The sequence below is a fragment of the uncultured Gardnerella sp. genome (assembly GCF_947280595.1).
Classification (GTDB): Bacteria; Actinomycetota; Actinomycetes; order Actinomycetales; family Bifidobacteriaceae; genus Bifidobacterium; species Bifidobacterium vaginale_A.
Genome location: NZ_CAMYOS010000007.1, coordinates 63,558 through 89,361, shown reverse-complemented (window position 1 = coordinate 89,361; position 25,804 = coordinate 63,558). Strand labels below are relative to the sequence as shown.

Annotated in this window: 21 protein-coding genes; all 21 read right to left on the bottom strand. The window is 37.2% G+C overall.

The features are described 5' to 3' along the window. On the bottom strand, positions 1-207 hold a 207-nt coding region (locus tag Q0X59_RS03615), incomplete at its 3' end, for a hypothetical protein (protein WP_297643231.1). Beyond that, positions 197-1,759 (bottom strand): UDP-N-acetylmuramoyl-L-alanine--D-glutamate ligase, encoded by a 1,563-nt coding sequence (gene murD, locus Q0X59_RS03610; protein WP_296156634.1) that lies wholly within the window; start codon positions 1,757-1,759, stop codon positions 197-199. The genes murD and Q0X59_RS03615, both read right to left, overlap by 11 nt. A gap of 87 nt (positions 1,760-1,846) precedes the next feature. Next, entirely contained in the window at positions 1,847-2,950 is a 1,104-nt protein-coding gene (mraY, locus tag Q0X59_RS03605) for a phospho-N-acetylmuramoyl-pentapeptide-transferase (protein WP_103042891.1), read from the bottom strand. Further along, positions 2,947-4,638, bottom strand: a complete 1,692-nt coding sequence (murF, locus tag Q0X59_RS03600) for a UDP-N-acetylmuramoyl-tripeptide--D-alanyl-D-alanine ligase (protein WP_297643228.1) — start codon at positions 4,636-4,638, stop codon at positions 2,947-2,949. The genes mraY and murF overlap by 4 nt, the downstream gene beginning before the upstream one ends. Positions 4,639-4,805: 167 nt before the next feature. Beyond that, positions 4,806-5,915: a UDP-N-acetylmuramyl peptide synthase gene (locus Q0X59_RS03595; protein WP_297643247.1), complete on the bottom strand. Its 1,110-nt coding sequence runs from the start codon at positions 5,913-5,915 to the stop codon at positions 4,806-4,808. Between the two features lie 35 nt (positions 5,916-5,950). After that, the gene (locus Q0X59_RS03590) at positions 5,951-7,795 is read right to left on the bottom strand and encodes a penicillin-binding protein 2 (protein ID WP_297643226.1); all 1,845 of its coding nucleotides are present in this window, start codon (positions 7,793-7,795) and stop codon (positions 5,951-5,953) included. Then, positions 7,795-8,445, bottom strand: a complete 651-nt coding sequence (locus Q0X59_RS03585; protein WP_297643224.1) for a hypothetical protein — start codon at positions 8,443-8,445, stop codon at positions 7,795-7,797. Before Q0X59_RS03585 ends, Q0X59_RS03590 begins: the two co-directional genes overlap by 1 nt. Further along, positions 8,445-9,506 (bottom strand): 16S rRNA (cytosine(1402)-N(4))-methyltransferase RsmH, encoded by a 1,062-nt coding sequence (rsmH, locus tag Q0X59_RS03580; protein WP_296156620.1) that lies wholly within the window; start codon positions 9,504-9,506, stop codon positions 8,445-8,447. The genes Q0X59_RS03585 and rsmH overlap by 1 nt, the downstream gene beginning before the upstream one ends. Beyond that, positions 9,506-10,327 carry a division/cell wall cluster transcriptional repressor MraZ gene (gene mraZ / locus Q0X59_RS03575; RefSeq protein WP_296156618.1) on the bottom strand — a complete coding sequence of 274 codons (822 nt, stop codon included), beginning with the start codon at positions 10,325-10,327 and terminating at the stop codon, positions 9,506-9,508. The genes rsmH and mraZ overlap by 1 nt, the downstream gene beginning before the upstream one ends. A gap of 252 nt (positions 10,328-10,579) precedes the next feature. Further along, positions 10,580-11,059, bottom strand: coding sequence for a transcription elongation factor GreA (gene greA, locus Q0X59_RS03570; protein ID WP_075523042.1), 480 nt, complete (start codon positions 11,057-11,059; stop codon positions 10,580-10,582). A 32-nt stretch (positions 11,060-11,091) separates the two neighbouring features. Continuing rightward, the gene (locus tag Q0X59_RS03565; RefSeq protein WP_075523041.1) at positions 11,092-11,499 is read right to left on the bottom strand and encodes an FKBP-type peptidyl-prolyl cis-trans isomerase; all 408 of its coding nucleotides are present in this window, start codon (positions 11,497-11,499) and stop codon (positions 11,092-11,094) included. Between the two features lie 205 nt (positions 11,500-11,704). Continuing rightward, on the bottom strand, positions 11,705-13,180 hold the full coding sequence (locus tag Q0X59_RS03560) for an L-serine ammonia-lyase (RefSeq protein WP_269137038.1): 1,476 nt from the start codon (positions 13,178-13,180) through the stop codon (positions 11,705-11,707). 73 nt (positions 13,181-13,253) lie between these two features. Then, positions 13,254-15,845: an HAD-IC family P-type ATPase gene (locus Q0X59_RS03555; RefSeq protein ID WP_297643219.1), complete on the bottom strand. Its 2,592-nt coding sequence runs from the start codon at positions 15,843-15,845 to the stop codon at positions 13,254-13,256. Beyond that, positions 15,835-16,512, bottom strand: coding sequence for a hypothetical protein (locus tag Q0X59_RS03550; RefSeq protein WP_297643217.1), 678 nt, complete (start codon positions 16,510-16,512; stop codon positions 15,835-15,837). Before Q0X59_RS03550 ends, Q0X59_RS03555 begins: the two co-directional genes overlap by 11 nt. A gap of 66 nt (positions 16,513-16,578) precedes the next feature. Next, complete coding sequence (locus Q0X59_RS03545) at positions 16,579-17,082, bottom strand: DUF3180 domain-containing protein (RefSeq protein ID WP_075523038.1); 504 nt, start codon at positions 17,080-17,082, stop codon at positions 16,579-16,581. Continuing rightward, positions 17,082-18,662 carry a hypothetical protein gene (locus tag Q0X59_RS03540; RefSeq protein ID WP_297643215.1) on the bottom strand — a complete coding sequence of 527 codons (1,581 nt, stop codon included), beginning with the start codon at positions 18,660-18,662 and terminating at the stop codon, positions 17,082-17,084. The genes Q0X59_RS03545 and Q0X59_RS03540 overlap by 1 nt, the downstream gene beginning before the upstream one ends. Positions 18,663-18,839: 177 nt before the next feature. After that, positions 18,840-20,963 (bottom strand): ATP-dependent zinc metalloprotease FtsH, encoded by a 2,124-nt coding sequence (ftsH, locus tag Q0X59_RS03535; RefSeq protein WP_075523036.1) that lies wholly within the window; start codon positions 20,961-20,963, stop codon positions 18,840-18,842. Positions 20,964-21,044: 81 nt separating this feature from the next. Continuing rightward, positions 21,045-21,599, bottom strand: coding sequence for a hypoxanthine phosphoribosyltransferase (hpt, locus tag Q0X59_RS03530; protein WP_075523035.1), 555 nt, complete (start codon positions 21,597-21,599; stop codon positions 21,045-21,047). A 1-nt stretch (position 21,600) separates the two neighbouring features. After that, a complete protein-coding gene (gene tilS / locus Q0X59_RS03525) occupies positions 21,601-22,836 on the bottom strand; it encodes a tRNA lysidine(34) synthetase TilS (RefSeq protein WP_075523034.1) in 1,236 nt (411 codons plus the stop codon). Positions 22,837-22,882: 46 nt separating this feature from the next. Then, positions 22,883-24,535: a D-alanyl-D-alanine carboxypeptidase gene (locus tag Q0X59_RS03520; protein WP_297643212.1), complete on the bottom strand. Its 1,653-nt coding sequence runs from the start codon at positions 24,533-24,535 to the stop codon at positions 22,883-22,885. 123 nt (positions 24,536-24,658) lie between these two features. Beyond that, entirely contained in the window at positions 24,659-25,792 is a 1,134-nt protein-coding gene (gene sohB / locus Q0X59_RS03515; protein WP_297643210.1) for a protease SohB, read from the bottom strand. Between the last annotated feature and the right edge of the window lie 12 nt (positions 25,793-25,804).

Genomic DNA, 25,804 nt, shown 5'->3' with positions numbered 1-25,804 from the left:
AGACTTATTAGAAGACTTATTAGAAGACTTATTAGAAGACTTATTAGAAGACTTAGAATTTTTAGAATCGCTTTCAACGTAATCAGACATTGAGATTACATGCGTTAGAGCATAAACAATATTGCGAACAATACTTCTAATTATGCTATGAACAACGCTAGAACTCTTCTTATCAGAACGCTTGCAAGAAAATCGTTTATTTGACATGATTTTGTACCCATCGTTGAGCTTCTTGAGCAAAGCGATTACCACGATCCGCATAAGAAACAAATTGATCCATTGAAGCACAAGCAGGAGCCATAAGAACTACATCTCCAGGTTCAGCATAATTTCCAGCAGCCTCAACAGCTTTGTGCATAACTTCCTGACCTAAAGAAGAATCAGGAGAAATAATATTCTCATTTTCTATCTCATTTACAAGAGAATCATCAACATTTTTATAAGAGTGAGAATATGAAGCATCAGGAGCAATTATTGTTACAGGTATATTTGAATCAGATTTACGTAAAGCTTCAATAATAGGTCTTTGATCTGTTCCAATAACAACTACAGCCTTAATGATTTCTTTAGAAGAAGCAACCAAATCTTCAAAATGAGAGCCTTTAGCTAATCCACCAGCAATCCATATTACTGATTTCTTAGAAAAACTAGATATCGATGCAGATGCAGCATGAGCATTAGTTGCTTTAGAATCATCAACAAAACGAATCGAATCTTCTGCACGTAAATTACTTGGCTTAAAACTTGCAACAGTTTGAATCCTATGTCCGCCTGGAGCAAAATCACACAATGCTTGAACAGCTTTACTCACATTATCTGTTACTCCAAAAGTTAAAGCCAAAGCAGTTAAAGCATCTGCTAATAAATGAGGATAAACTGTTCCATCTGGCTCACATAAATGTTTCAAATCTTTAATAAGAACAATGTTTTTAGGTTCTCCGTACTTAGCACCCGAAATACCACTTTTATCTACAATCCAACCATTTTCTACGCCAATTTCTCCATCTTTAGGAGCTTCAAGCGTAAAACCTACACGCTTACACCCAGATTCAACCTTCGCGCACTTAGCTAAAGCACAAACCCTAGAATCTTGAGCATTGTATACTAATACTTTTTTAACACCGTTAAAAACTTTAGATTTATCTGCAGCATATGCTTGAATCGAGCCATGCCAATCTAAATGATCTGCAGCAATATTAGTTATAGCTGCACAATCAAGATTCAAACAATTAGTAAAATGCAATTGGAAAGAGCTCAATTCTACGCAAAGCACATCATGACTTTTATCTAAAGCAGCATGAGATAAAGAATGACCAATGTTTCCAACTGCTGGTGCATCAAAACCGCATGCACTAAGCATAGATGAAGTCATTTCAGTAGTTGAAGTTTTACCGTTAGTACCAGTAATACCAACCCATAAAGCAGGAGAATTAGTTTTTTGAGATTTTACGCGAATACGCCACGCAAGATCTACTTCGCTCATGACTGGAATATTGTGTTTCTTTGCATCTAACAAAAACTTAGTACGAGGATTAAATACAGGAGATGTCACAACAGCGTCTATATTCGACCAATCTATCGCATTAAAATCATGAAGGTCTGCTTCAGGCTTATTTTCATCTACGCTAATAGGACTTGCACCGATTTTATGCAATACTTCTACAGCTCCACGACCAGAAATGCCCAAACCTGCAACAAGAACTCTGCGAAATGGAAATTCTTTGCAATTATCACTAAAATCGCATGTCATATTTGCCATCCTTAAATTGCAACCATTTAACTAACACAATCTAATTGCAACAATCCAATTATTATCTTCCGATTAAAAAGACAATCTTGGATTCAATCAAATCAATAATCCAGTACGACCAGCCCAATCTGCATAGAATATCATCAATGCAGAAAGCACAAACATAAACTCAATCATCCAGAAACGAACAACTACTTTTGTTTCAGTCCAACCGAGAAGCTCAAAATGGTGATGAATCGGAGCCATCTTAAACACTCTTTTATGAGTAAGCTTAAAGAAACCGACTTGAATAACATCACTCATAGTTTCAATCACAAATAATCCGCCTAAAATAACAGCCAAAAATTCTGTATGTGTAGCAATTGATAGTGATGCAAATAATCCACCCAAAGCCAAAGAGCCAGTATCTCCCATAAAGACTTGAGCAGGATTCGAATTAAACCATAAGAATCCGAAACATGCGACTCCTGCACAAACAGCAATAATAGTTAAATCAAGCGGATCGGAAACAGCGTAAGAAAATCCTGGTCTAACTGAACCTTTAACGTGGTACGATTCCCAAAAAGCGATTAGCGCATAACCAGTAAACGCAATCATTGAAGATCCAGAAGCTAATCCATCTAAGCCATCAGCCAAATTAACAGCATTAGACCAAGCAGCTATTAAGAAATTAACCCAAACGATAAATAATATTGTGCCTATAAAAGTTCCAAAAATAGAGAAATCAAAAAATGGCTTCTCAATAAAGCTCACGCCCATTTGAGCACTTGAGAATCCAGAAGGAGTTGGAAGAATAAGAGAAAGTAAAGCATATAAACTTGCAAAAATGATTTGACCAGTAAGCTTAGCGCCAACAGAAAGACCTAAATTACGCTTTTTACGAACTTTAGCAAAATCATCAATAAATCCAAGCAAACCCATTGAAAGCATTGCAAATAACACGAGCACTGCGGACCACGAAGGAGCACGATTAGACGAGAAATAGCGGTATAAAGCAGATGCAGACCATCCTGCAACAACAGCCAAGTTTATGACTACTCCACCCATAGTAGGCGTTCCACGCTTAACTTTATGAGATTGAGGACCATCTTGACGTATATATTGACCGTAATGCAAATGATTTACTAAACGAATCAAAAGAGGCGTTCCGATAATAGTTACAAGCAGAGCCACTAAGATTCCTACAATAAGAGCAATCAACGCTTAACCTCCATTTGACTACAAGATTCAACGCAAGTAACCTCTTGCTGTTTAGAAGATTGCAAACAATCCCATTTCTCAGCCAACGCGCTTAAACCAGACGCATGAGATCCTTTTAACAACACTACACTACGCGAATGCTGCGCAACAAGCGACCAAACTTTTTTATCTGCTTCAATCGTATCATGCACCAAAAAAACTTCTGTTTTTGATGCAGAATCATCTAATTTTTCAACCGAATTATTTTTTGAAGAGCTTAATGCTCCATTTGCAATACACTCAGCTAAATGATCTAAATCTTTAGAATCCTTAGAGCCGACTGCAATAATAGCGTTTATCTTATGCGAAACTGCATAAGCGCCAATATTGCCGTGAAGAAAATCTTCATCTTTTCCAAGTTCCAACATAGAACCAAGAACAGCAATACGAAATAGCGAATTATTATCACAACGTTCATAAGCACATAATCCATCAATTCCAGCTTTCATAGAATCTGGATTAGCATTGAAAGAATCATCAATAAGAGTGAAAGACTGATTATTATTATTATTGCAAACAGTTGAAACTTGCATACGATGAGGGCTTATATGCGAAACGTTATGCAAAACTTCAGCAATATCTTTTAACTTCATTCCAAAATATCTAGCGACATTAGCAGCAGCAAGAGCGTTCATAATATTATGCTCACCTTGCAACGAAAGATGGATATTTTGGCTAGATTCATGCGATTTAGATTCACTAACGCCAGATTCCGTAGTCTTAGATTCACTAACTCCAGATTCACATGCATTAAACTCTTTAAATACAGCTGAAGCACAACCGTAGCTATCTAAACTCACATCTTCAGCAATAATGCAATACTGCGATTTTTTATTTTTAATTCCAAACCAACGTATTTTATCTTCATCAGCTAAAGATTGCATAGCAGCTACACGAATATCATCCGCATTCAAAACAGCAACGCCGTGAGGAACTAAGCCTTTTACAATCTCACTCTTTGCTTGAGCTATGCGCTCAACAGAACCAAATTCACCTAAATGAGCAACACCAACTTTTAACACAATAGCAATATCAGGAGGAGCAATATTAGTTAAATACGTGATTTCACCAACGTGATTAGCTCCCATTTCTGCTACTAAGAATCTAGTGTTTTCTCCAACACGCAAAGCTGTTAAAGGAAGACCGATTTCATTGTTAAATGAACCAATAGGCGCAACAGTTTCACCCATCTTCATTAACAATGTTCTAAGCATATCTTTTGTAGTCGTTTTACCAACAGAACCTGTAATTCCAATAATCGTAAAAGGAGAGCTACTTTCACGGCGGCGCTCAATATTATGCTTTGCAAGAGAACCTAAAGCTTTAACAGTATCTTTAACAACAATTTGAGGAAAACAAGAAGAAACACCAGAAACTAAATGGTTGACAATTGCAACTGAAGCGCCCACAGTTGCAGCTTTATCTACATAATCATGTCCATCTACACGCTCGCCTTGAATAGCTACAAATACAGAACCTTCGCGTACTTGCCGAGAATCACTACACGTATAAAAAGCGCAAACTTTATTACAATCATAAGACGCATCAACATGAACATCACCGTTCACTGCTTGCGCAATTTCGCTAACACTCATAGGCATCATGCCAATATGAGATTTGTAACTATCAGCGCTTTCAGTGCAGCTCATCAAATCCTCCTAATAACGATTTTGCATCGTATCGGCATACATCAGCATTATTCATTTCATGTTCATAACTTGTTCATGCAACAAAATACAAACGACCGAAATATATAATAGCAACAAAATCTTAAATTTTTGCATTATAACACGGCTATCAATGTATAACACGGCTATCAATGTAATTCACGAGATACTCGCAATGCACTTTTTATTGTTCCGCGGCGCACGCCAGCAGCGAGAACCATAGCAATAGAAAGAGAAAGATGACGATTCACATCTTTTCCACCAATGCTATCTACTAAATCAGCTAATTCATCTGATTCTTTAGTTCTAGTGATGCAATACGAACGCTCACTACAATAAAAGCCGTAACGCTGCTGCAAAGAATAGAAACTTACAACAGGCTTAACATCAACCTTTTGTACAAGTACATTAGAATCCTTAGAATCCAACTTAGAATCAGAATCGAAATCTTTAGAGCTCTCAGAATGAATAGTATTAGCATTAAAACTATTTTCACTACTATCACTATTCTCACTATTCTCATTTTTAGAAGAATCTTTATAGCTATTTCTACTTAAGAAATTCTTAATTGATTCTTCAGGAGGAGTTGGAGGAATCAGTGAAATTGTACGCTTCTCTTCGCTCTCTACACCTAAAACATCAATATTTACAGATTGCAAAGCATCTTTTTCTAACGTTTGAGAATTCAAAGCGATAACAACAGCAGCAGCACCATCTTCTACACAAACAGAAAGATTATGTTGTAAATCAGCAATTCCTAAAGGATAATCTAATTGCAATTCCCGTTGCAAAGATGAAGATCCAGCATCACTTATAACACCAACAGGATTACCAAGCATATGAAGAAAATCAGCTAAACGCAATACATTAGCGTGTATATCATCATCGTCATCTCCAGCAACAGCAAAAGTAGCTACACAAGAAGATGGATCGTTATTTACATCACAAACAAGCTTGCCAAGTGAAATTGGATTGAAAGAAGAAATAAGTAAAGGCATGCCAATATTATTCGCTTCTGCCTTAAACTCAGGAGGAACAAGAGCAGCATAAGCACCTGCATCACGAGCAGCTTCCAATTGACGACGATCAACATGACATGTCGGCGCAAATAATGCACCAGGACGCACTTTACGCACATCTGAAGCAACAGAAGTCACAGTAACACCAGAACAAAATTCTGGAACTACTTCAAAACCGTAATTTTCAGCAGCATAACCTAACGTAACACGAGTTCTTGAAAACTCATCAACAGCATTCATATTCAATATTCACACTCGCTCTAACTTGTAATGCATTACCATTCTACAGCAGTTGCGTTTCCACGAGGAGCAGACAGAGGAATATCATACTTTTGCATCAAGAACTCACCAATTGTTTTAACTATAGGTGCTGCAGTAACAACACCATACGTTCCTCGAGGATTTTTCAATACAACTGTTATTGCAAATTTAGGATTGTCTGCAGGCATAACTGCAGCACAGTCAGCAACAATAGAAGTAAGACTTTTACCTGTTGAACCAGCAACCTGTGCAGTACCACTTTTAGCAGCAATACGATAGCCATCAATACGCAAGAATTTCTTATAAGATTCAGCAGTACTTTCCATAGCATCCATCATTTGAGATGCAACATTTTCATCCAAAACTCGCGTAGCTTCAGGACGCTTATTTTCACTCACTCTTCCACTAGGATCGATTACAGACTTAATAACAGATTGCTTTAGCTTTACACCTTTATTTGCAATAGTCGCGATTGCATTAGTTATTTGCAAAGCATTAGTAGCATATCCTTGACCAAACAAAACAGTATATTGCTTTCGTCCATCCCAAGATTGTGGACTAGATAAGATTCCTTTAGATTCACCTTGCAAATCTAAGCCAGTATATTGTCCAATACCAAATTTTGAAAGAAACTCATAACGCTTGTTATTAGGATACTTTTCGCCTGCTAGAATCATGCCAACATTAGAAGATTTTCTTAAAATTCCAGCCAAAGTCAAACGCTCAACACCATGGCTGTGAGCATCGTGGAAAACTTGACCATTCTTGTTAATAGATCCTGGAACAGCGAATTGATCTGTAAGCTTATGAGCTCCACTTTGCAACATTCCAGCCATAGACAATGCTTTTCCAACAGAACCTGGCTCAAAAACTTGGCTAACAGCACGAGAAATATTGCGCTTAGCTTCTACGCTGCCAGCATCAATAGTATCTGTATCTTCAATTGCTAGTATTTGACCAGTGTGAATATCTTGCACAACAGCGATACCCCATTCAGCTTTATAAGTATTTTTACCATCCATTAAAGCTTTTTTAACATACCAATCAACATCGCTGTCAATAGTTAATTTCACATCGTTACCATTTACAGCAGGCTTTGTTTCTAAAACAGTTCCAGGAATGCGCTGAGAACCAGTTCCATTCCCCTGATAACGCTGATAACCGTCAACTCCAGTCAATTGTTTATCTTCACTTAATTCAATTCCTGAGATTCCAACATCACCTTTACGGCCTTTAGCTACTTTAGAATCAGTTTCTCCAGCATCAACAACAGCACCAATAAAAGATCCTAAAATATTACCGCTAGAGTACACGCGCTTACTACTTTTCTCAGCGTAAATGCATCCAGAAAGATTTAATTTATCAATTTTTTGCTTTTCTTCAGGACTTACATCACGCTTAATAACAGTATAACGTCCAGAACCAGCTAATTTACCGCCAATTTCCATAGATGTCATATGTAAAACAGGAGCAAGCAAACGTGCAACTGCTAAAGCACCAGTTGCTTCAACAGGTTTCCCGTTAATTGAATGGCAATTATTCTTCGTTTTAGCACTACAAGCGGTAGGAATAAATGTTTGCGCATTCAAAGGATCGCCAATAATGTTGTATCTTTCAACACTTTGCGCTAACACAGTTCCATTAGCGTCAAGTATTCGTCCACGACGAGCAACAATCTTACGCACTCTACTACGTTCTAATTGTGCAGCTTCAGCAGTTTGGCGAGAATTTATAATCTGCGCGGAACTGAGTTTAACTATAGCTACTGTAGCTAAGAACATAAAAAGAAATACGATAGTCATACATTTACGTGTAAATACACTGTATTGAGAAATGAATCTCTTTATAGCGTTGAACATTATCGTTTCTCCTGTGTTGCTGGTTTATTAGTCTTAATTTTTGATTTAGAAGTTTTATCTTTTTGTTCTCTTGTTTCTGACTTTTTATTAGAACCAGAATTAGAGTCAGATTTCTCAACAAAATTAGATCCAGACTTATCATTCTTAGAGCTGGATTTAGAATCTTTTTTATCATCATGCTTTTTCGCATAATCGCTTAAATCAATAGTGATTGCACCTTGTTGAGGAATCATACCCATTTCTTGAGCTTTAGCAGGCAACTGAGCTTCTAACGCATCCAATTGAGCTTGCTTACTTTCAAGATCTTGACGCTCTTTAGAAATAGCTATTTGTAATCTTGTTTGTTCAAAAGAAAGAGCAGCCATTTGCGTACGAATAGCTAATGAAACAGTTAGAGCAATAACTAGGAATAACACGATGATAATAATGTTAAAAACAGGAACCATACTCGTATTACTCCACGCAACAACCTTATTAAAATGCTCTAAAATAGGCGATTTAACAGATTCTGAATATGAGCGAGATTTATTCGCGCTACCTGAATACTCATTACGAGTGTGCGTATCTTTAACACTTGATCTGCCAGCTGGAGCAGAAGAAGTAGACGAAGATACTCTTGGCAAACGATTTTTTAAAGAAGGCAACTTCATTATCTGCCTCCTTTAGCGCGAGAAATACGATTAAAAGCAGACTTGCCATCTGCACTTAACACGCCTAAAGCTTCATCTTCAAAACGCTTACGGAAATGAGCAGGCAAATCACGCTTCAACTCAATTGCGCGCAAACGAACGGATGCAGAACGAGTATTATGAGCTATTTCTTCATTAGAAGCTTTAATTGCTCCACGAGTCAAAGACTCAAAGAAAGGTTGCGCATCATCTGGAATTACAGGCATTGAAGACGGAACATCAACAGTTAAACCTTGATTCATAAAACGCTTAACTGTTATATCTTCCAAAGAATGATAAGACTCAACAACAAGACGCCCATTTTTACGTAAGCGCAAAGCAAGTTGAGGTAAAGTTCTAGAAAGCTTATCTAATTCTCCATTAACTTCGATTCTTAAAGCTTGGAATACACGTTTAGCAGGATTTCCAGGTGCTCTATGTGCTTTTGGAATAACATTATCTACTAAATCAACAAGTTGGCTAGAAGTAGTCAAAGGATTAGATTCACGAGTTTTAACAATTTTACGAGCAATAGGAGCAGCAAAACGCTCTTCACCGTATTCACGGAAAATTCTTATAAGACTTTTCTCATCATAAGTTGCAAGAATAGTTGCAGCAGTAGTTGATTGAGATACATCCATGCGCATATCTAAAGCAGCATCATGAGAATATGAAAATCCACGATTTGTTTCATCAATTTGCAAGCTTGATAATCCAAGATCCATAAAAGCAGCATCAATGAAATCAATTCCATGAGATTCAAGCACATCACTTACTTCATCAAATGCTGCATGTGCTGGAATAAAACGGTTTTCAAGACCTTCATTACGCATTCTGGCTGTAGCTAATGAAAGTGCTTCACTATCTCTATCTATTCCGACTAATGTTGCAAGAGGAGCAGCTTTCAAAAATGCACTAGCATGACCTGCAAGTCCTAAAGTGCAATCAACAACTATTGCTCCTTCATGATTTAGTGCAGGAGAAACAAGATTAACACATTCTTGTAGAAGTACAGGCTGGTGAATAGTTGTAATATCTGTCATCACATCACCACCGGAAGTACATCATCCGCAATATCAGCGTATCCCTGTTCGCGATCCGCAAGATATTCATTCCAAGCTGTCTTATTCCAAATTTCAGCACGAGTTCCAACGCCTATAACGACAATTTCATCTTCGAGATTTGCATATTCGCGAAGCATTGGAGGAACAACGATACGACCTTGTTTATCTGGTTCTTGATCAACTGCTCCAGAAAGAAATACTCGCAAATAATCGCGAGCAGATTTATTGCTCATTGAAGTATGCTGAATTTGAGAAGTTATACGCTGAAATTCTTGCATTGGGAGCACATAAACACATCTCTCTTGACCTCTAGCCATAACAAAACCAGTTCCCAATTGCGCACGAAACTTAGCAGGCAAAGCAACGCGACCCTTAGAATCAATCTTCGGAGTATACGTTCCTAAAAGTATGACAGATGTAGGCTGAGATACTTGCATCGGAGATTGCACAGGCATGGGGCGCAATTGAGCTTGCTGAGGGACTTGCTGAGGGACTTGCTGAGGAGCTTGAGGTGCTTGAGCATAATACATAGGCATTGCAGGCTGGCAATTAGGCGGCAAAGGAGAGTTAAACACCGGCTGAGGAGCTTGCTGAGCATAGTAACATGCAGAAGAATCTGAATAGTTTTGTGAATAAACTGCAGATGTTTGCGCATTCGCACTATTATTTGATGCTTTAGATTGATCATACTTTTGCACTGGCATATGCATTTTCTGAGAATTATTAACATCATTAGGCACAGCTTCAGAGGAAGAATTGGCAATATTGTGCGATTCTTTGCTATGCGAAGAACGTACCATACTACCACCTCCTTAACAATATGCGCTATGCCACGTGCACAATGCTCCCCATTCTACTCCACCCATCACCAAAAATCCCCACTTTTTTACAAAAAATATATTTTTTTAATAAGGATTTTCCACTATTTTGATTTTTAAAAATTCAATTGAATGATTTTTCAGCTAAAAATCAAAGCTATAGGCAAAAAATCATAAAAAAGAAACGACACCCGAATAACGGATGCCGTTTCTTAATATCTAAACGAGTTATACTCAAGACATTGGATGAGCACTCTTAATAGTTACAGACATTTGACGACCATTAGGAGTGAAGTAAGTAACTGTATCTCCAGTATGCGCTCCCATAATAGCTGCACCAATTGGAGATTCAGGGCTAACTACATCGTATTCAGTTGCAACAGCAATATCTCTAGAACCAACTACATAAGTCATCTCTGTTCCAGCTAATTCAAGAACAACTAACGAGCCATTGCCAACTAAACCATCTTCTGGAGCTTCAAGAATCTTAGCATTACGAAGCTTAACAATAAGCTCATTGATACGCCCTTCATTCTTACCTTGCTCCTCACGAGCAGCCTGATATCCTCCATTTTCAGACAAATCACCTTCAGCTCGTGCAGCTGCAATACGCTCAGTAATTTCTTCGCGATATTCGCCTTCTCTATGCTCTAACTCTTCTTTTAATTTGTCATACGCTTCTTGCGTCAACAAAATTGTTTTTTCTTCTTCCATAGCAATCTCCTTTACTCGACGCAACACGCAATTCAGCGAGTCGAAATAATATCAATCACGAATACAAGCGTAGCTCCACCAGGAATTCCAGCTTGAGGAACTCCACGAGAACCATATCCACACTCAGGAGGAATTGAAACCAACAAACGAGATCCAACATTATGACCCGGAACAGTACGATCCCAACCCTGAATTACCTGACCTACGCCAATTGCAAAACTTGCAGGAGTATGACGAGTAAAACTAGAATCAAACGGCTTATCTGAACCCCAAACAACTCCATGATAATTAACAGTTACAGTATCTCCTGAACGAACAAGAGGACCATCTCCCTCAACCAATTCAACAATCTTAAGACCTGCTGGCGGCGTGGCCGTTGGGAACGTCACCGTTGGCGTAGTACCAAACTCTGCAAGCACTTGCGGCATATCCTTTGACATTTTACCTCCTTTATAAACTTTTGAAACATGCTATAGGTTACACAATTATACAGTATTATGACGTGTTTTAGATTAGCACTCAAGTATTACGTTTACTATACACTTGCAACGCTAATAAACTAGTACATATTTACATACTTATACATACTTAAAATCTAACACTCAAGTTCACATTAAAAACCAGTACTAAAGTTCACATTAAAAACTAGCACTCAACGACATTTACAGCTAAACCGCCTTTAGAAGTTTCACGATACTTCGACATCATGTCGTGACCAGTTTCTTTCATAGTTTTAATTGCTTTATCTAAACTTACTATATGAGAACCATCTCCAAGCATAGCCATTCTAACAGCATTGATAGCAGTATTTGCAGCCATAGCATTACGCTCAATACACGGTATTTGCACAAGACCGCCAACAGGATCACAAGTTAAACCTAAATGATGCTCAATTCCTATTTCTGCAGCATTTTCAACTTGCTCAGGAGTTCCACCTAAAACCTCACACAATCCAGCAGCAGCCATAGAACAAGCAGAACCAACTTCTCCTTGACAACCAACTTCTGCACCAGAAATAGAAGCATTCCTCTTAAACAAATAACCAACAGCTCCAGCAGCCAGCAAAAATCGCACAATACCATCTTCATCAGCAGAATCAACAAAACGCCAATAATATTGCAATACCGCAGGAATAATGCCAGCAGAGCCGTTAGTAGGAGCAGTTACAATACGCCCACCACCAGCATTTTCTTCACTTACAGCGAGCGCAAAAAGATTCACCCAAGCAGAATCAGAACTTTCTAAAGCGCAATCAGCGCGGCGCCTATCATTTCGCAACATATCTGAATTAGCAGAGAGTCTTTTATACATTCGTGGAGCACGACGAGGAACATCTAATCCTCCAGGCAAAATATTCTGAGTCGATTTGCAACCATTTTCAACGCATTTACTCATCACATTCCAAACATGTAATAAATAGTTGCGCACATAGCAAGAATCGCCTTCATGCAAAGCTAATTCATTTTGCCACACAACATCACTTATAGACATATGCTCTTTATTGCAAATAGAAATTAGCTCATCACACGAAATAAATGGATATGGAACTGTTGAATCTTTAATAGAGTCGTTATTTTTAGGATTATCTAATTTATTCGATTCATCACTTTCTGCATCAGTGCGATCATGCAATCCAACCATTGCATCATCAGCAAAACCTTTACGTATGAATCCTCCGCCAATTGAATACCATACTTGCTCATCAACTAAATCACCATTTGAATCAGTACAAACAAATCGCATACCATTTGGATGAGCAACCATACGTTTCCATTTTTCAAAAATCACATCATTGTCATAATCAAAATCAATAGTATGCTCATGAGCAAGAGTTAAAGTACCACTTGCTTTACAATCTTGCCTAATAGTCATCATGTGCTCAGTGTCAACATCATCTGGAAGATTACCTTCAAGACCAGCAACACAAGCACGATCAGTACCATGACCTAAACCTGTAAGAGATAACGAGCCATAAAGTGTTACTGATACGTGTTTTACATTACGCAATATTCCTTTGTCTTTGAGAGAAGTAACAAAAGCATAAGCAGCACGCATAGGCCCTACTGTGTGCGAAGAGCTAGGACCAACACCAACAGAAAACATTTCTAAAATACTGAACACAATTCTATTGTAAGCATAAAAGTAATGCACTTCGACACTTTACGAATATTATTCAGCGCTTTACGAATATTATTCAGCGCTTAACAATATTATTCAACACTTTACGAATGTTAAAAGATATCGTAACGCATACAAACCAAAGTATTACAGCACAAATAACAGCGCTAATCATAAATATGAGTTCAAATCCGTAAGTCGGTATATGAATTTCAAAGAATTTAGATACAAATGGTATAAAAGCACCTAAAACGCCAATCAAAGCAAAAAGCAATACCATAATTGCTCGCCATGAAAATAGAGGACGTGAAACTCTAGACAAGACTAGAATGCCAATTACGAAAACAATAACAGCGCATATGCTGCGCGTAGTAGTAATACCTTGAATACTACCAATAAAAGCTGTTAAAAGTACGGATACTGCTATAGCAAAACCGCTAGGCAAAGCAAATCTTACAACCCTATTCAAGAATCCTGGCAAATATCTGCGTGTATTAGGAGCTAGAGCAAGCAAGAAAGCCGGAATTCCAATCGTCAATGAGCCAATATAAGTTATGTGTCTAGGCAAATAAGGGAAATGCAACCCAAGTAACACAACACCTGCAGAAATCAATGCAGAATACACAGTTTTTACTAGGAAAAGTCCAGCAACACGCTCCATATTTGCCATTACTTGACGCCCACGAGCTACAACATCCGGAAGATGTGAGAATTGAGAATCAACTAATACTACTTGCGCTACAGCCTTAGCAGCAGGAGCAGCATTACCCATTGCAATTCCAAGATCAGCTTCCTTCAAAGCAAGAGTATCGTTTACTCCATCACCAGTCATAGCAACAACATGACCGTTAATATGAAGAGCCTCAACAATAGCTTTCTTTTGCTCAGGAAGGACTCTTCCTAAAACATCAACGTTTTCAATAACTTTAGCTAATTCATGAATATCATCAGGAAGTTTACGGGCATCCATTGCTATTGGTTTCACATCTCCAGTTAAACCAACTTTGCGCGCAACAGAAGCAACAGTTGTTGGATTATCTCCTGAAATCACTCTACATCTAACACCTTGATTGCGGAACCATTCAAGAGTCTTATACGCATCAGCACGCACTCTTTCAGAACAACGAACTAAAGCAATCGGCTTAGCTTTAGAGCAAATAGTAGGATTATCTGAAAAACTTTGTTTGTAATTATTTTTTACACACGCAAGCATAAGCACGCGTTCACCTTGTTCAGCATACGAATTAACAAGATTCAAAATTGAAGAATAATCTTCTTCGCACTCAAAAGAACTTGTTAATACTTCTGGAGCACCCATATACCAAGTAGCAAATTCAGAATTTGAAAATTCATAGCATATTGCACTCCATTTTCTTGAAGATGAGAATGGAAGTCTTACAGAAATATTTTCACTAGGCTTAATACCAAAACCGTTTTGGCTTAAACCATCTATAATAGCTTTTCCAGTAGCATTTGGATTTTCTTCATTAGACAAATCGTAAAGAGCTTGAGAAATACTTAAATCACTTATGTCACTTAAATCACTTGGATAAGCTGTGTCACTTAACTTATTTAAATCACTTAAACTAGATTCAAAATTATTAAGATTTTTTATTCCAACAAAAGCAATACCGCCATCTGTAATAGTTCCCGTTTTATCTAAATTCAAGCAATCAACTCTAGCTAAAGTTTCAACAGATTCTAGCTCTTGAACTAATGTATTCTTACGCGCAAGACGCATAGCAGCAACAGCAAAATTAAGAGATGTTAGCAATACAAGACCTTCAGGAATCATTCCAACAACTCCAGCCACAGCTGAAACTACAGCACCTCTCCACTCTCCAGTGCTCCACGCGTATACAAATCCTCCAACTTTATGCATTTGCGACCATACGAGCAATACGCATAAAGGCACAACTACAAAAGTCATATATTTTAAAATCTTATTTATTCCGCGACTTAAATCCGAAATAGTCTTTGTATAAACTTTTGCTTGGCAAGCTAACTTAGAAGCATAACTATTCTCCCCTACTGCAATCACTCGAGTTAAAGCTACTCCAGAAACTGCTGTAGAGCCAGAATATACGCAATCGCCAGTAATTTTACGCACTGTAGCAGATTCGCCTGTAAGCATGGATTCATCCATCTCAAGACCCCACGAATCTAAAACTTCTACATCTGCTGGAACTTGTTCGCCAGAACGCACCCATAGCAAATCGCCAAGTACTATATTTTTATGCTCAACTTCTACATTTTCATTATTTCGTCTAACTATTGAACGCGATGCTATAAGAATAGAAAGTTTATCTAAAGTATGCTTTGCTTTAAGTTCTGTAACAATACCAATACCAGTATTAACTAAAATTACTGCCCCAAAAACAGCATCTTTCCATGAGCCAGTAGACAAAACTACAACCATTGCAATAAAAATAATCGCATTAAAAAGCGTGAAAACATTGGATCTAACTATATCTACAATAGAACGTGAAGTTCTTTTAGACGTAATGTTTACATCACCTTTTAACACAGCTTGTTCAACTTGCGAATCCGATAAACCATTCTCTTCAACATACGGAAGTGATGCTTCAGAATGCGAATAGGCTCTCAAAGAATTGGATTCCTTAGAAGATTTAATATCATTATTACTATTTGATAATTTATCTTTCATCAACAATCACTTCCTTTTCATGTGGAATATTGTCAATTATTGCACGAACAATTTTAGATAAAGACGTTTTTTTAATATTTCTATTTTTAATCGTTTTTGTTATTTTTTCTTTATCTTTTAAATACGTTGGGAAATAAGCTTTAGCTGCATAAAGCGTAGTATCGCTAGGAGGTTTTATAGGATTAACTAACAAAACAGGAATTCCTGCACGCCTAACATCAAGCAAAGCAGATTCCCATTTTCTTAACGATGACATGTTTTCTCTACTTTTTAACTTCGATTTATTAGACTTCGATTTATTAGATTGCTTAGATGAGCTATTTTCATAAGAAGACTTAGAGGAATCAGACGAATCACTATCGTCATGCGAATTAACGTTAATCTCGTTAATAATCACTAAAGAAGATCGACTGTTAGAAGCATCGCTAATAGCATCATAAGCTGCACTAGCAGGATTTTTAATATCTGAAATAGAGACATAAGATGCTTTCATTCCAGAATTAGCACAAGAATCAAGAACTGAGGTATCAAGAGAGAAAGAAGATGAACCTATAACAACAATACGAATATCGTTCACATCAATTCCATCATGAACTATATCGTTAGATTTACCAGAATCACCAACAGCTTCACCTTGTGGCTCGCATGCTGTAAGAAAGACAATCATTACAGCTACTGAAACTAGTGTAAAAAATCTAAAAACAACACGCATATTGATTAAATTAAGGTCAAACTATGCGACTGGAGCAGACGCACGCTGAGAATCCTCAGTTCTCTCATTTTTATCTTCAGGCGGTAATTGACACAACCATTCACCAACAATTCCAATAATCATGTCAATAAAGCAAACTAACGCTGCTATAGAACATTCACGAACAACAGATGCATAAATAGGAACTTCACTATGAGAAACACTCATAACAATTTGCCCAATGTACCAGCCTATTAAAATTGCACACGCCATACCCAATGACTTAGAAAGCATGAGTGCAATAACGAATTTGCGATGATTCGGCACCTTGCGATCTTCAGGTTTCGCTGTTGCATATTGATGAGTTTGCCAAGCAAGTACAAAAGTCGTAATGCCTAAAATAATCATGACTAGAATCACAATCCATGGCGCTCCAGCAACCATAATTGCACTGGATTCAGTCATAGAAACAGACATTGCACCAAGCACAAATCCGCCTATACAACCAAGTACAAAATACCACCAAGGAGTACGATAAGCTTTCATTAGCAATTCCCCATAATCCAACGTTCTGAATAAATACCAACATTAGAAGAATCAGGCGTAAACGCCATCAAATACCCTAGAGGATTGCCATCAATAAAAGCATCTTTCTCAACTTGATCCCATGGAAGTAACTCAGCAGCTGAAAGCTTAGACAAAACAATACTTGCATCTTTAGCTTCCAAAATACTTGTATCAACTGATTTAGTAGAGTTTTCTGGAGCACTATACAAACGCATTCCAATAATATGAATTTGTATATCTTTAGAATGAGCACGAGAAATTTGTAACAATCGTTGAATAGTATCGTATTCATCAACATTTGAAGAAACAACAAATACAGCAGAATATTCGTCTGAAGAATCACTACTTACAATATAAAGAGCGGAAATTCCGTCAATTCGCATCACTACTTTTTTGCTTTGCTCACAAGCTACCATGCTATCGAACATTGCTAAACGAGTAACATCTTTAGCAGGACCACGCATAGCTACAATCGTAGTAGTTTTCATAGGGAAATATTGAGAAGGACGAGGCTTATATTCCGAATCAGTGTCTTCACACTCATAACTGACAGCATCGCTTCCACAATCTACAACATTATCGTCATATTGCATACCGCTAAAGTAATCATCAAGCCTAGTGTCATCTTCGCAGTCATATGACAAGAATGATTTATGATTAGTAAATCCTAAATTCTTTAGTGAAGGAACACCATTTTCCAGGTTAATATAATCATCTTCACTTAAGTTTTCAGCATCATTTTTAGAAGAAAATACGTTTTTATTTGCATGACGAGCGTGAGAATCTTCATTATCGTTTAATGAATCTTCTACTGAATTATCGAATGAATCTTCTTCTGAATCATCACCTGAATCATCATAAGATTTGCTCAAGCTATTATTTGAATCTTGATTGTTATTTAAATCAGACTCTTTACTATCATCATTTTCATAATGTTTGTAAGAGTCAGGAATATATCTCTCATCGTCATAGTCGAAATCATCATAATTCAAATCATAATTAGGATAAGAAGGAGCAGACAAAGATTTCATTGGATTTTCAAGAGAATTATCAACATCATCTGCAACTCTTCGAAGAGTCACAGAAATATCATCTAATTCAACATTCAAACCATTTGAAGAATCAGTTGACTTAGAAGACTCAGCTGGCTCATGAGAAGAAGAAACATGATTAGAATCACTATTTTCTTTAACTTCGCAAACCTTTATATCACTCTCAGCAGTATTATCATTTTCTTTATTCGCGCGAAAAGCTGCATGAACAGTAATTTCAGCTTCATTGACTTGCCATGAGCGCAAAGCGGAATCAATCAATCTACCAGCTACAAGCTCAAGAGTAATAGAAGGATTGCTAAGAATATAATCTTCACTCTCGCACGCACGTAAATCTCTAGCAAGACGTTGAGTAACTTGAGCTATATCAATTGTTTGAGAAACTTCACCTTTTACAGCAGCATGAAGAAAAAGACGTAATGCTACATCAACTCCAGTAATACAATAGGGGCCAATAAGAACGTTCCCACCTTTAGGCCTAATCCCTGTAAATTTGATGGCATCCATATTGACCCCCTTTTTTCACTCTCGAGCGATTACTTAATAATAATCATTTATTTATATCTTTATACAACTTAAATAACTAAGCAACAATACTTAAAAGATTTTATTTCCAAATATTCACTTAGTTATAAAGATATTTATTTACAATGATTTACAAAATAACCTTATCTACTAGAAATACTAATCAGCGTTTTGTTTATCAGAAACATTACGCTTCAAAACTTCTGGAATTTCAACAGGAGGAATATCAGAATCTGGTCGTTGCTCGTTTGAAAGCCACAAATCACGTTCAGGAGCTTTACGAATATTACTAAATATTTCTTTTAGCTCTTTCTCGTTCAAAGTTTCTTTTACAAGCAATTGACGAACTAACTCATCTAACACATCGCGATTATTATTGATAATCTCCCATGCTTCGCTATGAGCAGTTTCAATAAGATTATGAACTTCCTCATCTATTACTTCAGCAGTACGATTTGAGAACTTTCTAGGCTGCAAAGAATCAAGAGAACCAGAAGAATCATCATCCGCATCCATCCACTTTACAGAACCAAGCTTAGATGAAAAACCGTACTCAACTACCATCTTCCTTGCAATTGCAGTAGCTTTCTCAATATCGTTAGAAGCTCCTGTAGTTGGATCATGGAATACAACTTCTTCAGCAGTTCTACCACCCATAGCATAAGCCATTTGATCAAGCAATTCATTTCTAGATTCAGAATAGCGATCTGCAGTAGGCATAACAGCTGTGTATCCAAGAGCGCGCCCACGAGGCAAAATCGTCACTTTTGTGACTGGATCAGTATGATGCAATGCAGCAGCAACAAGCGCGTGACCGCCTTCATGATAAGCAGTATTTCGTAACTCATCTAGAGCCATTCCCTTTGACCTTCTACGAGGTCCTGCTTGAACACGATCTATAGCTTCATCAATAGCGCGATTATCAATCAATTGAGCGCCAGAACGAGCACACAAAAGTGCAGCTTCGTTAAGTACATTAGCTAAATCAGCACCAGTGAAACCAGGAGTACGAACAGCAACCATGTGCAAATCAACATCTGGAACAAAAGGCTTACCTTTAGCATGTACCTTCAGAATTGCCTCACGTCCTTCCAAATCAGGCGCTTCTACAGCAACTTGACGATCAAAACGACCCGGTCGAAGTAATGCAGGATCTAGAACATCTGGACGATTAGTTGCTGCAATAATAATCAAATTCGTATCATTATCGAAGCCATCCATTTCCACGAGAAGCTGGTTCAAAGTTTGCTCACGTTCATCGTGTCCACCATTCATACCGCTACCACGACGACGTCCAACTGCATCAATCTCATCAATAAAAATAATTGCAGGAGCATTCTTCTTTGCTTCATCGAAAAGCTCACGCACACGAGAAGCACCAAGACCAACAAACATCTCAACAAAGTCAGAACCAGCCATAGCATAGAACGGTACTCCTGCTTCGCCAGCTATAGCGCGAGCTAACAAAGTCTTACCAGTTCCTGGAGGGCCATAAAGTAACACACCTCTCGGAATCCTAGCACCCAAAGCTTTATAACGAGATGGATCTTTTAAGAAGTCCTTAATCTCTTCAACTTCTTCAACTGCAGACTGTTCACCTGCAACATCAGAAAACTTAGTATTAGGAGTTTTACCTTCAATAAGTTTTCCTCGTCCGCGAGGTCCACCCATTCCAAGAAAACTACTTGCATTGCCTCCCATTTTGCTAAACAAGAGCCAAATCATGCCGAGGAAAATGAAAATAGGCAAAAGTGAAGTAAACAAGTAAGAAAGAATACCAGACTGCTGAATGTTCACATTCCAACCATTTACAGGCTTAGCATCTTTAACTTGCTTAACAATATCTTTAGATTGAGCATAAACGTAGTAGAATTGCACTTCCTTACCATAATCTCGCTTTTGCTTACTTCGAGTATCTAATTTACGGAAGTTTTCATTTAACGTAAGCTTAACTAATTGCTTATTATCAATGATTTCTACGTAATTCGCCTTATGCGATTTCAACAAAGATATACCATCATTTGTGTCTATATTTTGCGCTCCATTATGCGCAAACATCTGGAAACCGACTATGGAAAGTAGAACTAAAAGTATAATCCAAGTCCAAGGCGATTTCCAAAATGGCTTACGAGAATCGTCATTATCTTGACGATTATCGCGATTATCATTCCCTTTTTTGCCGTCTTTACGAGGGGATCGTGGATTCATAAATGGATTATTGTTATCCCCTCCACCAAGAGGATTTCCCATTGGACCACGCGGTGTCATAGGAGAAGCGCCCATACAATCAGGCTCCTTTCAAACTCCATTAAATACACATAAATTCAGATAATATTTTCAAATACAAATTACTTAACTGATATATTAAGACTCATATATTGATGGCTTTAAAACAGCTATAGAATTCAAATTCCTGTATCGTTCATCGTAATCCATTCCAAAACCTACAACAAACGCATCAGGAATTTCAAAACCTTTATAATTTATCTCTACATCTACTTCACGACGAGCTGGCTTAGTGAGCAACGCGAATACTTTAACACTTGCAGCACCGCGACTTTTAAGCTCTTTTACCAACCAATCTAGAGTACGACCAGAATCTACAATATCTTCAACGATAAGAATATCGCGACCTGCAACATCAGTACTCAAATCTTCGCGGACAGTAATATTACCACTTGTTTTAGTACCAGAACCATAACTTGAAAGACTCATGAAATCCATAGATGCATTGATACTCAATTCTTGCGAGAATACAGCAAGCGTGTTCACAGCTCCTTTAAGAACAGCAACTAGCAAAAGATTACTATTCTTATAATCCTCACTAACTTGAGATGCAACCTCACGGATTCTCTTCATAAGGTCATCATGACTAATCAATTCATAGTCAATGTCATCGCGTATATCTGAAATCTGCATGCTACCTATAATTGCATAAACGAATGACTGAAGCGTTTTTTACGCCTACGCGACACGCTTTGACATTGCAAGGTAAAGAAACTGGCTTTTGACCATGCCAATTACTAATTAGTTCATCTATAGAAGTTATATGGCTAGAAGAAAATCTGAGATTCATAAGACTAAGTGCGCGAGCAATAACACGTCTTCTAATAGATATATGGAAATCCTTTAAAGTTTTAACATCTAAAGTAATCTCAATATTTTTATTATCCGAAGTTATGCTACTAGCGCAATTATCACTAGCACAGTTATCACAATCGCAAGCGCAAGCGCAATCAGCACAATTATCACAAGCGCAATTATCACAATGCTTAGAGTCAGAATCGTTAAAAGTAGAACTATAAAAATTAACTGTCATAACTTTAGAAACAACATCATCAACTTGAGAATTAATATATTCTAAATCGTCTTGCGCTAACTTCGCACCTCTAGATAAAAGATTAACAATATTTGCATTAAAGAAATGAGAAATATACGGAATAAGCGTATGCCTTACGCGAGAACGCAACGGGTAATTCTTATGCAATTCTTGATTTTTAGGTACGCAATCGCCGTTAGTTGGATCATCCCACCACTTTATTGAAAAATCTTCACAAATTCCTGTAGTTTCATCACGAGTAATTTGCAAAAGTGGACGAGCAAATCTAATACCATCCCTAAAAATAATCGCATTCATACCAGCAATCGCTTCCAAACCTGAAGAATCGCGCAAACCTATAACAACGGTTTCAGCTTGATCATCAGCAGTATGAGCTAATAATACGACTGACGCATTTAAAATTTTAGCGCGGCGAATAATAGCAGCATACCTAGCATCTCTAGCAGCAGCTTCTATACCAATACCGCTATCTAATACTTTTATTGATTCGATATAAATTAAATCAGAGCTAATACCCAATTTTTTACATTGATTAGATGCTTCAATAGCAACTTTTTCAGAAGAACTTTGCAAATTATGATTAACAATAACAACTCCACAGCGCAAGCCTCTGCTTGCACAAACTTTTGACGCTAACGCAACTAAAGCTAATGAATCCCTGCCGCCAGAACACGCTATAAGAACCAATGGAGCATCACACTTCGGAGCATGAAAGCCATGGCGAAGAAATTGTTTATCTTGAACAGTTAAATCTAATTCGTCAAAACAATGGCTAATTTCGCCAATTCCTGCACGCACACGAGATGAATAAACCATATTCTTATTATAAAACGCTACACTTTATAAATTAAAACTTTACGCTTTATAAATTCGGTAAAGCGCTCATAAATTTACTAATTGCTGCAAAAGACATTCCATGACTCTTAGGATTATTTACAACAACAGCAAAAACAAGAGTACCACCCTTTTTTCGAGTTACGTTTCCAGTCAAAGAAGTAACTTTATCTAAGGATCCAGTTTTTACTCTTATCATTCCAAGAGCAGACTCATCTTTCAACAATCTACGAGCAGAACCAATAAATCCAGGCAAAGCTAATCCTTGTGCAGCAGCAGAACCTTTTCCAGCTCTCAAATTAAGTAACTGCACTTGAGCTAAAGTAGTCACTCGCAATGAAGACTTAGGTGAAAGTCCTGAACAATCAGACATATGCAAACCTTCAGTATTAACACCTAATTTTTTTAATCCTTCAACAACACTTTTAACAGCACCTTCAGGAGAATTACTTTCACCTTTAGCTAAAGCTGTTAAACGTCCAAATTCTTCTGCAAGTGAATTGTCAGAACGTCTAAGCATATATCCAAGTATCTCGCTTAAAGTTGCAGATGATACATGCGCAATTGGAAAAGCATTCGCAGTAATTAAAGACTTGCTTTTACTTATTTCACCAGAAAAATCAACGCTAATACCTTGCTTTGATAACAAATCAACGAAAGTTTCTGCTACCTTTTTAGGTTGATTTTGATCTAAAGGAGGGTAATCATCTAAATCATCTGCATCATGACCCAAGCTAAGCCAATAATTAAAATTACGCTTACGACCACAATCTATAGCCATAGATGAAGTCGGCTCATAATAATAATTTCCTTCGTTATTTTCATGAACAAGAGGTGGATAGCGTTTTTCACCAAATAACGAATCATCAACAGAAAGATGAACAGACGAAATTCCCCTATTCTTCAAAGCTATAGCAGTATTCTTCGCTAGAGTAGCTAAACCAGCTCTGCCATTTACATGGTTGATATCGTTTTCACCTGCACCTAAGAGCATATCTCCATTGCCTTTTAACACAATCTTCGAAGCTTTAGCGTTAAGAGCATATACGAATGTGTCTAAAGTAGATCCCATATCTAATGTGTGTGACGCAACAGCAGCAGTTAGAGTTTTAAGAGTAGAAGCAGGCTCTCTAGGTATGTCTGGATTGTGCGTTGCAACAACATTACCATGAAAGTCTTCTATTACAACAGAAACATCATTGCCAACACCGGCATCTTCAACTAAAGATTTTATAAGAGATTGTGCTGAATCCTTATCTATACTACTTCCAGCTTCAGCTTGTGATGAAACGGATGAAACGCTTAAGAAACTATCTTCTCGTTCGATTGGATTTACATGATTTACGGATTTGATAGTTAGCGGACCTGGAATAATATCGTAAATATCAAATAAAATATACGAAAAAGCCACGGAAATGCTTAAGATAAAAGAAACTATTACTGTAAACCAGCGTAATTTATAAGAATAATTACGAGAACGCCCGATAGAAGAACTACTTAAAGTATTGTTACTTGAAGTATCACTAGAAGACTTATCAGAAGACTCACTAGAAGAATCACTACTAGAAGCATCACTACTTAAAGAATTACTACTAGAAGAATCACTAGAAGATATATTTTTTACAATATCAGAATCAGAAAATTCGCTAACATCGCGCATAGACTCTTCTGAATTGACCATTACTATACCTTCAAAATCTCTTAATAAGTCTTCTTGAAATACTTACAAAAATTACTAAATCTAGTTAAATATAACTAGCTATCTAGATATAACCAACTAGCTAAATATAGCTAAACATGTTAATTACATAACACGTGCGTTAGTAGAATTCTTATATATCACATTAGTAATAATATTTTCTACTGCAGCTTCAGCTCTCAAACCAACTTTTTCTACTAAGGACTTAGACTTTTTAGTAGTTATAAGATAAACATCTTTATCTTTCATAGCATCAACTATTAAATCATCGCTAGTTCCTAAAGCATCAACCAGTTTCAACTCAATAGCGCGCGCAGCATACCAATACTCTCCTGTTGCGATTTTATCGATATCTATTTGCGGACGATGCGTACTCACAAAATCTTTGAACAATTGATGAACTTCATTCAATTCTTCTTTGAACTTTTGCTTTCCTTCTTCAGTATTTTCTCCAAAAACAGTCATAGTGCGCTTATATTTACCAGCAGTTACAACATCAACATCAACATCATGATTCTTCAAGAATCTGTGAACATTAGGAATTTGCGCAACAACTCCAATAGATCCAATAGCACTAAACGGCGCTGCAACAATGCGATCTGCTATGCAAGCCATCATATATCCCCCACTAGCTGCAACTCTGTCTACTGCAACAGTAAGAGGAATATTATGATTTCGAATACGTTGTAATTGCGATGCACCCAAGCCGTATCCATCTACTGATCCCCCTGGGCTTTCAAGCTGAAGTAAAGCTTCATCTCCTTCTTTAGCTAAAGAAAGCATAGCTGTAATTTCTTCACGCAAATCGTTCACTTCATTAGCGCTAACACTTCCAGAGAATTTTAGAACGAAAAGACGCGACTTTTTAGAAGAATTTGCATCTGAATCTTTAACTTCCAAATCAGTATCATTAGAAGTTTTAGAAGCATTCTTAGCTTCTTGTTTAGACTTTGCTTTCTCTTCCTTTTTCTTTTCCTTCTCCTCTTTTCTCTTTCGTTTTTCTGCTTCTTTAAATGCCTTACGTTCTTCTTTAGAACCACTAAGGATCATAACATCTTCAAGCTTATCTTTTTGATCATCATATTTTTCATTCAAATTGACGATAGTAATCTCTTTTTTATCGTCATCATCAGATTTACTTGACTTTTTAAACGAAGCTAAAATACACACAAGAGCAAAACAGGCAGTTATAACTTTCAGTAAGAATAAGCCATATTGCGATAAAATATTCCAAATCATAAAAATGAACCT

Bases quoted from the DNA above. Each gene is read 5' to 3' on its own strand.
- Q0X59_RS03590 (WP_297643226.1), bottom strand. From the start codon at position 7,795: ATGTTCAACGCTATAAAGAGATTCATTTCTCAATACAGTGTATTTACA.
- Q0X59_RS03540 (WP_297643215.1), bottom strand. From the start codon at position 18,662: ATGGATGCCATCAAATTTACAGGGATTAGGCCTAAAGGTGGGAACGTT.
- mraZ (WP_296156618.1), bottom strand. From the start codon at position 10,327: ATGGTACGTTCTTCGCATAGCAAAGAATCGCACAATATTGCCAATTCT.
- Q0X59_RS03545 (WP_075523038.1), bottom strand. From the start codon at position 17,082: ATGAAAGCTTATCGTACTCCTTGGTGGTATTTTGTACTTGGTTGTATA.
- Q0X59_RS03555 (WP_297643219.1), bottom strand. From the start codon at position 15,845: ATGAAAGATAAATTATCAAATAGTAATAATGATATTAAATCTTCTAAG.
- murF (WP_297643228.1), bottom strand. From the start codon at position 4,638: ATGAGCTGCACTGAAAGCGCTGATAGTTACAAATCTCATATTGGCATG.
- hpt (WP_075523035.1), bottom strand. From the start codon at position 21,599: ATGCAGATTTCAGATATACGCGATGACATTGACTATGAATTGATTAGT.
- Q0X59_RS03520 (WP_297643212.1), bottom strand. From the start codon at position 24,535: ATGGTCAATTCAGAAGAGTCTATGCGCGATGTTAGCGAATTTTCTGAT.
- tilS (WP_075523034.1), bottom strand. From the start codon at position 22,836: ATGGTTTATTCATCTCGTGTGCGTGCAGGAATTGGCGAAATTAGCCAT.
- Q0X59_RS03565 (WP_075523041.1), bottom strand. From the start codon at position 11,499: ATGTCAAAGGATATGCCGCAAGTGCTTGCAGAGTTTGGTACTACGCCA.
- rsmH (WP_296156620.1), bottom strand. From the start codon at position 9,506: ATGACAGATATTACAACTATTCACCAGCCTGTACTTCTACAAGAATGT.
- Q0X59_RS03585 (WP_297643224.1), bottom strand. From the start codon at position 8,445: ATGAAGTTGCCTTCTTTAAAAAATCGTTTGCCAAGAGTATCTTCGTCT.
- ftsH (WP_075523036.1), bottom strand. From the start codon at position 20,963: ATGGGCGCTTCTCCTATGACACCGCGTGGTCCAATGGGAAATCCTCTT.
- murD (WP_296156634.1), bottom strand. From the start codon at position 1,759: ATGGCAAATATGACATGCGATTTTAGTGATAATTGCAAAGAATTTCCA.
- sohB (WP_297643210.1), bottom strand. From the start codon at position 25,792: ATGATTTGGAATATTTTATCGCAATATGGCTTATTCTTACTGAAAGTT.
- greA (WP_075523042.1), bottom strand. From the start codon at position 11,059: ATGGAAGAAGAAAAAACAATTTTGTTGACGCAAGAAGCGTATGACAAA.
- Q0X59_RS03595 (WP_297643247.1), bottom strand. From the start codon at position 5,915: ATGAATGCTGTTGATGAGTTTTCAAGAACTCGTGTTACGTTAGGTTAT.
- Q0X59_RS03550 (WP_297643217.1), bottom strand. From the start codon at position 16,512: ATGATTGTCTTTCTTACAGCATGCGAGCCACAAGGTGAAGCTGTTGGT.